Genomic DNA, 9,570 nt, shown 5'->3' with positions numbered 1-9,570 from the left:
TGCATCTCACTGTAAATCTTTGAGTATCCTCAAAGTATTACGGGTTCCTTTATCTTTCTCGTTGTTTAATTTTCAAGGTCCTACGCACTTTTCGGAAAGTTTTTTGTCGGTTTTACCGAACCTCTCTCAACAGTGCGTGAACTATTATATCACACTTAATTTTGTTTGTCAACACTTTTTTCAAAGTTTTTTAAAAAGTTTTTTCAAAACTCTTTAAAAGCTTCTTTCGTGCTTTCAAACTTTTCTGTTGTTTGTGCTTTCCTCAAGCGACGAATGTTATTATATCACCTCTTTTCTCAAATTGCAACCCCTTTTTTCAATTTTTTTCATATTTTTTTAAAAAAGTTTTACATCTTTCTAACATATACAATATATTGTATTTACACATATAGGATATACTAATTAATAGTCTGTAAAGGTACTCTGTAACATATATATGTATTATTGTATCACGATTTATATAAATTGAGTTATATTTCTTAGTTCTGATTACTTTTATCTTAATACATATATGTTTCAAATGCTTGCATTGGAATACCTTGCTGTTATTTGCATATACTAATAATATATGTAATTCTACATTCTTTTCAACTGTAAATTAAATTCCGCTGCTTATATAAAGTAATAATGCACAAAGCTAATCAATTCAATTTATATTGATTATACAAATTTTTGTGAATTTTATATAATTCATTTGATTTTTTTAAAAAATATGATATTATATATATGTATAGATAAGATAATTTACTAATCTATACATTTCTTTGCAACGGAGGTTAATGATATGAGCTGCAAAAACATAATTACAATTACAAGACAGTACGGTTCAGGTGGTCACGACATTGGAAAGGCTCTTTCCCAGCGTCTTGACATTCCATTCTATGACAAGGAGCTTATATCTTTAGCAGCCAAAGAAAGCGGAATTAGCCCTGAGGTATTTGAAAATGTTGACGAAAAGGCAACAAACAGCCTTTTGTACTCTCTCTCATTAGGACTTTATAATTACGGCAACGGTTTTTCATCTATGGGTGACTTGCCTGTAAATGATAAGCTCTACATTTTACAGCATAAGATTATTAAGCAGCTTGCTAACGAAGGTCCATGCGTATTTGTTGGCAGATGTGCAGATTATGTTCTGAAGGATCACCAGAATATTGTGAAGGTATATATTTATGCTGATTTAGATGTAAGAACCAAGAGAGCAGTTGAAAGACAGAGTATTGACCCTGCAAGAGCAAAGCAGGCAGTATTAAAGGCAGACAAAAACAGAGCAAACTACTATAGCTTTTATTCAGGAAAAAAATGGGGCTTGGCAGATAATTACGATTTATGTATTAACAGCACAAATCTATCTACCGATAAAGCGGTTGATGTTATTTGTGAGTACTTAAACATAATTAATAAGTAATACAGTATAATTTCTGCACTTCCTGAATATAATGGTATTGTTTACTACAATATAGGAGGTGTATTTATGAGAATTATTGTAATGGATATTGATGATTTTATCTTTGGCAATGAAGAATGGCATCAGAGCGAAAGATAACCGTACTTTTCTAAAATTGTAAATCGTGAATACGAATAAGATAAAAGTGATGGCTGAAAACAACCATCACTTTTTTGTTTGCCCCTGAAACGATACGAGGGCGTGCTATATATATCTATGATAAAAACGGAGGTATTATTCCCCGTTACTGATAAATGAAAGTGGGTCAGCATACTGACCGTCTATTTTTACTGCTATATGAATGTGGTTTTCATCGTTTACCTCACAAGGCACAGTACCGAGAACACCGATTTTCTGGCCGTTCTCAACTGAATCTCCTTCTTTTACGGTAATTCCATTGAGTCCGCTATAAATTACCACAGCATTGTCGGTTGCAATTTCTACGGTCTTACCGTACATTTTGTCATCGTCAACTCTTATAACCGCACCGCCTGTCATTGCTGTTACATCATCACCGATTCCACCGCCGAAATCCACACCAAGGTGCGATTTCCACACATTAAGGCTTTTGTAGTAAACCGTTTTGTCGCTGTATTCCCTGATTATGTTTTTCTGATTAAGCGGATAGCCAAGTGAAAGGTTAGTTGAAAGCATTGTCTGCAAGGCATTTCTGGTGGTTTCCGGCTCTGTCGGTTCTGTTATCTGCGGAATTGTGACCGAAATAGTCGGAATCGTGATTTCCTCCAGCAATCCCTGTTTTGTGGTTTCCTCTGTTGACTCTGTAACACCTGTTACCTGCTTATTTACCTCTACAACCGTAGTGGTTGGCTCTGTAGGCACATTATTTGTGCCTGATATGGTATTATATGTTGAATACACCGCCATAGTTACGGCAATTAAGCAAATTGAAAGTGCGGTATAAAATCCGATTCTTTCGTATTTGCTCTTTTTCTTTCTGCTATTGTTTTCGCTCATAAATAGCACCTCCGTTGTTATTATTGGCACTACTGTTATAAATATACAATTTTGCAAAATTTATTTTTACCGCTATAACCTACGAAAATGCGGTATTTACTTGATTTTTTTGCCGAAATTTGGTATTATGAAAGAGTATTTGTGTTAATAATAAAATAGAGGAGGAAAATATGAGTACATCAAATATAATAGTTTTATGCTCCTTTGCCGCATATATGGTCATAATGATAATTATCGGCTTTGTATCGTCTAAGGGCACAAAAAACAACGAGGACTACTTCCTCGGAGGAAGAAATCTTGGCGGTTGGACCGCTGCACTTTCTGCTCAGGCATCTGATATGAGCGGTTGGCTGCTTATGGGACTTCCCGGTTCGGTTTACCTTGCCGGCACAGGTGAAGTATGGATAGCAGTAGGTCTTTTGATTGGCACTATACTTAACTGGTACATTGTTTCTGCAAGACTGAGAAAATATACAATCGTTGCAGGCAACTCGCTTACAATTCCAAGCTTTTTCCAGAACCGCTATCGTGACAACAAAGGCATAATCAAAATGGTGTCTGCCATTATTATTGCAATCTTCTTCACAGTATATACAGCCTCAGCGTTCAGCTCTGGTGCTAAACTGTTTGCAACACTCTTTGGCAATGCAGATAATTACAACACAGTATATACCATTGGTCTTATAGTTGCTGTAATTGTAATTCTTGTTTATACATTTCTCGGCGGATTTAAGGCGGTTTGCTACACAGACTTTATTCAAGGACTTTTAATGCTCGTTGCAATTATGTCTGTTCCGATTATTGCTTATGTAAGCCTTACATACAACAACAGCTTTTCACAGTCGCTTATTGACAGCGGTGTGACAAATCCTGATAACTACCTTAACTTCTTTAAAAATGATAACGGCTCAAATGTTTCTGCCGTTTCAATTATTTCTAACCTTGCTTGGGGACTTGGCTACTTTGGTATGCCACATATTCTTATCAGATTTATGGCAGTAAAGAGCGACTCAGAGATTAAGAAATCAAGAAAAATCGCTATTGTATGGGTTATTATTTCACTTGCTGCATCTTGCCTTATCGGTCTTGTTGCAAGAGGTTATCTCTCATCAAATCTTGACGCTACTGCAAGCGAAACTGTATTTATCAGACTTATTCAGCAGATTTTCTCAGGAAATGGTATTCTTATTTTCATCGGCGGTATCTTCCTTTGCGGTATTCTTGCTGCTATTATGTCAACTGCCGACAGCCAGCTTCTTGTTACCGCTTCTGCCGTTTCTGAAGATATTTACAAGGGCGTTAAGAAAAACGCTACCGAAAAGAGTGCCTTGAACATCGGTAAGGTTGCCGTAGTTGTTATAGCAATCATCGGCTTTATAATTGCTATCAATCCAAATTCAAGTATTATGGGACTTGTTTCTGACGCTTGGGCAGGATTTGGTTCTGCATTTGGTCCTGTTGTACTTCTCGCATTGTTCTGGAAGCGTTCAACACTCGCCGGTGCTATCGGCGGTATGGCTACAGGTGCTCTCACAGTTATTGTTTGGGACTACCTCCCGCTTGTAAACGGTGAAACCCTTTACTCAGTAACTAACCTTTACTCACTTGTATTAGGTTTTGCACTTGCACTCATAGTAAATGTTATTGTTTCACTCATTACAAAGAAGCCTTCAAAGGAAATTCAGGACGAGTTTGATTCAATCAAAAGCATAGAAATCTAAGATATAAAAATAAGGGTTGTCACAGCTAAGTGGCAACCCATTTTTTATGAAGTATTCAGTTATTAAAGAATTTTATTACAAATTCACTGCCCTTGTCAATTTCAGAAGAAACCGTTATATATCCGCCCTGCTTTTCAATGATTGACTTTGCAAGGGCAAGTCCTATGCCCACGCTGTCATCACTTGAATTTTTGCCCTTATAAAAGCGTTCAAATATATGAGGCAAATCTTCCTTTGCTATACCGCTGCCGTTATCCTTTATGCTGATTTTGGTATAAAGCTTATTATGGTCAGCGGTTATTTTTATGTTTCCGTTTTGTGAATGTTCAATGCAGTTTTTAACTATGTTTGTCAAAGCCTCGCACAGCCACTTTTTGTCGCAGTTAAGAGTAACATCATTGCAAGCGGTTTCTATGCTTACATTGCAGATTTCAGCCATTACTGCGGTGTTTTTTATGCACTCGGCTATAACGCTTTCTATACTCTCGTTTGCAAATTTGAAATTAATTGACTCAGCATCAAGCTTTGAAAGAGTAAGCAAACTTTGCACAAGAAACGAAATAGTGCTTGTGTTGTGCTTTATGTCGCATAAAAATTCTCGCCTGATTTCAAGCGGCATATCGTCATCATCAAGAATATTTTCCACCATTACGATTATTGAGGTAAGCGGTGTTTTCAACTGATGAGAAATATCCTGCAAGGATTTTTGCAGATTTTCCTTTTCCTTTCTTGAATTTTCCGCCTGCTCACGAAATTTTACTGCGGTGCGGTATATCTGATTGTCAAGCACAGAAAGCTCGTCCTCACTGTTCTCGTCAATCTGCAGTGAATAATCGCCGAGGTTAATACGCTCAATCCGCTTTGCAATTTCCATTGTCTGACTTTTTTGCAGCTTAAAATAAGTACAAAGCAAAGCGATAAACACAGCACCGAACAAAATTGTAATTGCAACTGATATTACAATATATTTTTCAGAGCCTTGATTGCTGTATGAAAGCCAATCTTTTTTAACATTTATTCCATATTTGTTGAAAACTTTTGAAGTATCGCTATATTCCGCTTTATCATTGAGAATTTCTGCAATTTCCCGTTCGCTGACATCGGGATATTTTTCAAGCAAAACTGACACAAGCCGGTTTATTGTGCTGTTGCTCGTGTTTCGGATATTATCAAGGCAAACTGCCATAAATACAGCTGAAATCACGCAAAAAACAGCGGTAACAATAAGGCTTGTAGCAACAAACTTTTGTGATTTTTTCATTTGTTGTCCTCCGCAATTTTGTAGCCTAATCCCTTTACAGTTTTGATTATGTCAGCGTCAAGCTTTTTGCGTATTCGCTTTATATACACCGTAAGCGTGTTATCGTTTACAAAATTGCCTGATACATCCCAGATTTTCTCAAATATCAGTTCTCGTGTTACCACCTTGCCCGTATTCTGCATTAAAAGTGATAAAAGCTTGTATTCAAGTGCGGTAAGTTCAAGCTGTTTGCCGTTTTCAAATACTGCCGACTTGTCGAGGTCAAGCGATACACCCGAAACCGTAATTATATTCTTTTTACTGTTTTTATTTGCTGCACGCTTAATTCTTGCAATAAGTTCTCTTGTAGAAAAAGGTTTTGTTATGTAATCATCGGCACCAAGCTCAAGTCCGTTCACCACGCTGTCCTCATCGTCAACGGCGGTGAGAAAAATTACGGGCAAATCGGAAAAGTTGCGGATTTTCTTAAACAAATCAAAGCCGTTGCCGTCGGGAAGTGTTATGTCAAGAACTGCAATGTCATAATTAAAAGGTGCTTTTTTTAGTGCTTCACCAAAGCCAAGGCAATATTCACAGCTGTAGCCATTTTGAGCAAAGGCATATTCAAGACCTTTTATTATACTTTTGTTATCCTCAACAAGCAGTATCCTCATACTAACACTTCCCCTCTTTTGTGATTATATCATCTTGCAAACCATTATGTCAAATATTATCATTTCGTATGGTTTCAATTATATTCTGCTTATTTACCTTGCTGATAGATAATCTCATAATCAGCCACACAACAAAGAATACAAACACTATGCTTATGAGTACAGCCATAGTCGGGAATGAATAATCAAGCATAATTGTGTTTCCCATAGCCTTAAATATTGCATAACCGCCGAGCAGACCGAGCGGAATACCGATAATCAGCGATTTTACGCCATAGAATATACTCTCAAGCCTTATCATTCTGTTAAATTCTTTCTTTGTCATACCGATAGACTTGAGCATTGCAAATTCCTTGCTGCGTAAACGCATATTGGTATTGATTGTGTTAAACACATTCGTTATGCCGATAAGTGAAATTACAATAATAAAACCGTAAGCAAAAATTGCGATAATCAGCACAACAGCGTTCATCTGCTCCTTTTGCTCATTGAGGTTAAAAACATCAAGATTTTCTATATCAAGATTTTTTATATATTCTACTGTATTTACAGGGTCAGCCGAATCAATAACAATAGCTCTTGTCGTATCGTCATTATCCTCAGCAAATAGCTTTTTAAAATAATCCTCACTTACAAGCACACATCCCTCATTTCTGGTGCTCATAATGCTTGAAACTATAGACCCAGGCACTTCCTTATTGATTGTGTCATAAATAACAAGGTCAACAGACTTGTAATCATCAGGATTATAGGTAAAATTCGGGTCAGAAGCCTGAATTTCTTTGATTTCTTCTTCCGTAAAATGACCGTTAGGATATAGCTTTACGATAGTATTCATTGGAAAATCAAATGCCTTACCCTTTACAAGGATATTATCATCATTATAATGCTTAAAATCGTTTGTAACCAAGCCCTTATCTTTTACATCATCATAGTTATAACCAAGTGCGGTTACATACTTTTTAAAACTTTCGTTATCAACAGCTATAACAGATGCACTCTCTACTCCGCATATACCCTCTGCTTTTGCAGCCTCGGTGTAGTAATCTATAAGTCCCTCTATATCACCATAATTGTTTTCATAGGTCTTTACAGTGGTTTTAATATTTGTATCGGCAGTAATTTTTTTATAAATATTCTCGTATTCATCAAATGACAGCTTACCGTTTGCATTTACAGTAATATTGTAAGGAATATCTTTGAAGTGGTCGCCTGTAATTTTCATTCCGTATTCAATAAAGGTTGAAATTGAAATAAACATTGCAACGGTTACAATAATAGAAATTACAGTAGTGCGGTACTTCTTTTTACTGCGTTTAAGATTTTTGTAGGCAATCTCTCCGCCCACACCAAAGAGTTTTTTAATAAACTTAGGCGATTTATAGCTTTTTCTTTTCTTTTTATTAATCTTAATATCAGTGTTGCTTCTGATTGCGGTAATCGGTGAAATCCTTGATGCTCTGAAAGCTGAGGAAAGAGTAGAAAACAGAATAATAACCGCTGACAATACAGCAGAAATAACCGCTACCCACCATGGAACAGTATAAACAAACGAGATTCCGTTTAACATATTGCCAAGCAATGCGTTCAGCACTACCACAAGCAAAGCTATTACACCTGTACCCAATAAAAGTCCTGCCGGAATACCAACCGCTCCAAGCACAAATCCTTCAAAAAGCACATTATGTCTTATCTGCTTTGAAGTAGCACCGATTGATGCAAGCATACCGTAAAGCTTTGTTTTTTCGGTAATTGAAATTGCAAAGCTATTGCGGATTACAAAAATACTTGAAATTATAATAATCACGATTATTATTGTAGCAAATGAAAAAAGCAAGCTCATATATTGATCGCTGAGTGCAAAGCCTTTGTACATCAGCAAATCTCTGTTAATATCCGCCTCTGTAAAGTCACCGTCTTCAAGATAAACACCAACGCCACTATTTAAGTTGTCACAATAATCATCTGATAAATCTAAAATTTCAATGCCTGTCTGAGCATAATTTTTTTCACCCTCTGAGGTAAAGCTTATAAACAAATCGTTTATATCGGCATTTTCATCAGCCAAAGTAAATGCCGAGCTGCTTGCCGAATTGCCGTCTGCCGCAAAATATGATGAAGAAACCTTATTAAACACACCTACAACAGTGTAAGTCTTTTTATGAGTATCAACAAGCTTTTCTGTACCCATTTCATCATTAAAATAGATAGTATCATCCAAAGGTATATCCGTACCCGAAGCATAGACTCTTTTACCTAAATCAAGGGTTATTGTGTCGCCAACATTAAATTCAACTTTGCTGTTATCAAGTACAGATTGCGAAAGTACAAGCTCATTTTCGTTCTGCGGAAGTCTGCCCTCTTTAAGTGTAACATTAAAGCAATCAGTAAATGCCTTTTCGTTAAATGCAGCCACATTTATGTACGGCTTTGTATCAAGCCTTGCCTGCGGAAGATACGCACAACCGAGCTTTTGTTTTATATAAACATCTTTTACATTTCTGTTTGCCTTTGCATTATCAAAGATTTTTCTGTTTGCGTCCTTTACATATAAATCATAATCGCCTGTAATATTTATCTGAGCATTCACCATTGTTTGCTGAGCACTCGCCGCCATACCTGCAACTACCATAATCAACGCACACGAAAGCATAATACCGATAACAGTAACAACAGTACGGCTTTTATTAAGCTTTAAGTTTTTTATTGTAAATTTATTAAGTATTTTCAAGCCTTACGCCTCCCTTAAAATTTTGCCGTCCTGAATTGTAATAATTCTGTCGGCTTCCTTTGCAATTTCAAGATTGTGCGTAATCATAATAATTGTTTGATTAAAGTCACGATTAGACATTTTGAGAATACTCATAATTTCATCGGTAGATTTTGAATCAAGATTGCCTGTCGGCTCGTCTGCAAGCAAAATTGCAGGATTGTTAATCAATGCCCTTGCAATAGATGTTCTCTGCTGCTGACCGCCCGAAAGCTCGTTTGGCAGATGATTTCTTCTTTCAAAAAGTCCAAAGGATTTTAAAATCAGGTCTATTCTCTCTTTATCAGGCTTGTTGCCGTCAAGGTCGCAAGGAAGAGTAATATTTTCTTCAACAGTAAGAATTGGAATAAGATTATAAAACTGATATACAATTCCAATCTGTCTGCGTCTGAAAATAGCAAGCTTATCGTTGTTCATAGAATTTATTTCGTTGCCGTCAATAAAAATTTTTCCGCTTGTGGGTCTGTCAACACCGCCCAGCAGGTGCAAAAGTGTAGATTTTCCGCTGCCACTTGCACCAACTATTGCCACAAACTCGCCTTTGTTTACCGACAAAGAAATATTATCAACCGCATTCACAATATTGTCGCCCTGTCCGTAGGTTTTTACAAGATTTTCAACTCTGAGTATTTCCATAATAATTCCTCCAAATTCATTTTACAGGTTTATTATAAATACTCATAATGACACTAAAGTGACTCTACACAATTTTTTTATTTTTGCAAAGCAGCTTGCAAATACAG

Annotated in this window: 7 protein-coding genes; 2 read left to right on the top strand and 5 right to left on the bottom strand. The window is 36.5% G+C overall.

Translation table 11 applies throughout. From position 1 onward, the window contains the following. The first annotated feature begins 784 nt into the window (after positions 1-784). On the top strand, positions 785-1,408 hold the full coding sequence (locus ACJMMI_RS01035; RefSeq protein ID WP_405352696.1) for an AAA family ATPase: 624 nt from the start codon (positions 785-787) through the stop codon (positions 1,406-1,408). A gap of 273 nt (positions 1,409-1,681) precedes the next feature. Here the strand turns inward: ACJMMI_RS01035 and ACJMMI_RS01030 are convergent, their stop codons facing one another. After that, positions 1,682-2,422, bottom strand: coding sequence for a peptidoglycan DD-metalloendopeptidase family protein (locus ACJMMI_RS01030; protein ID WP_405352694.1), 741 nt, complete (start codon positions 2,420-2,422; stop codon positions 1,682-1,684). A gap of 170 nt (positions 2,423-2,592) precedes the next feature. On the opposite strand from ACJMMI_RS01030, the gene putP reads away from it, so the two are divergent. Further along, positions 2,593-4,143, top strand: a complete 1,551-nt coding sequence (putP, locus tag ACJMMI_RS01025) for a sodium/proline symporter PutP (RefSeq protein ID WP_405352692.1) — start codon at positions 2,593-2,595, stop codon at positions 4,141-4,143. Between the two features lie 55 nt (positions 4,144-4,198). Here putP and ACJMMI_RS01020 read toward each other — a convergent pair whose 3' ends face one another. Genes ACJMMI_RS01020 through ACJMMI_RS01005 form a run of 4 tightly spaced genes read right to left on the bottom strand, consistent with a single transcriptional unit; the run spans position 4,199 to position 9,463 of the window. After that, positions 4,199-5,404 carry an ATP-binding protein gene (locus ACJMMI_RS01020; protein WP_405352690.1) on the bottom strand — a complete coding sequence of 402 codons (1,206 nt, stop codon included), beginning with the start codon at positions 5,402-5,404 and terminating at the stop codon, positions 4,199-4,201. Next, positions 5,401-6,057: a response regulator transcription factor gene (locus tag ACJMMI_RS01015; protein ID WP_405352688.1), complete on the bottom strand. Its 657-nt coding sequence runs from the start codon at positions 6,055-6,057 to the stop codon at positions 5,401-5,403. The genes ACJMMI_RS01020 and ACJMMI_RS01015 overlap by 4 nt, the downstream gene beginning before the upstream one ends. Positions 6,058-6,106: 49 nt before the next feature. After that, positions 6,107-8,788 carry an ABC transporter permease gene (locus tag ACJMMI_RS01010; RefSeq protein WP_405352687.1) on the bottom strand — a complete coding sequence of 894 codons (2,682 nt, stop codon included), beginning with the start codon at positions 8,786-8,788 and terminating at the stop codon, positions 6,107-6,109. 3 nt (positions 8,789-8,791) lie between these two features. Next, positions 8,792-9,463 (bottom strand): ABC transporter ATP-binding protein, encoded by a 672-nt coding sequence (locus ACJMMI_RS01005; protein WP_405352685.1) that lies wholly within the window; start codon positions 9,461-9,463, stop codon positions 8,792-8,794. Between the last annotated feature and the right edge of the window lie 107 nt (positions 9,464-9,570).

This window comes from Ruminococcus sp. (assembly GCF_045129435.1).
GTDB lineage: Bacteria > Bacillota > Clostridia > Oscillospirales > Acutalibacteraceae > Ruminococcoides.
This window is presented reverse-complemented; position numbering and strand designations above follow the sequence as displayed.

What these genes read in the sequence shown, in the direction of transcription:
- ACJMMI_RS01035 (WP_405352696.1), top strand. Translation starts at nt 785, where the DNA reads ATGAGCTGCAAAAACATAATTACAATTACAAGACAGTACGGTTCAGGT.
- ACJMMI_RS01030 (WP_405352694.1), bottom strand. Translation starts at nt 2,422, where the DNA reads ATGAGCGAAAACAATAGCAGAAAGAAAAAGAGCAAATACGAAAGAATC.
- putP (WP_405352692.1), top strand. Translation starts at nt 2,593, where the DNA reads ATGAGTACATCAAATATAATAGTTTTATGCTCCTTTGCCGCATATATG.
- ACJMMI_RS01020 (WP_405352690.1), bottom strand. Translation starts at nt 5,404, where the DNA reads ATGAAAAAATCACAAAAGTTTGTTGCTACAAGCCTTATTGTTACCGCT.
- ACJMMI_RS01015 (WP_405352688.1), bottom strand. Translation starts at nt 6,057, where the DNA reads ATGAGGATACTGCTTGTTGAGGATAACAAAAGTATAATAAAAGGTCTT.
- ACJMMI_RS01005 (WP_405352685.1), bottom strand. Translation starts at nt 9,463, where the DNA reads ATGGAAATACTCAGAGTTGAAAATCTTGTAAAAACCTACGGACAGGGC.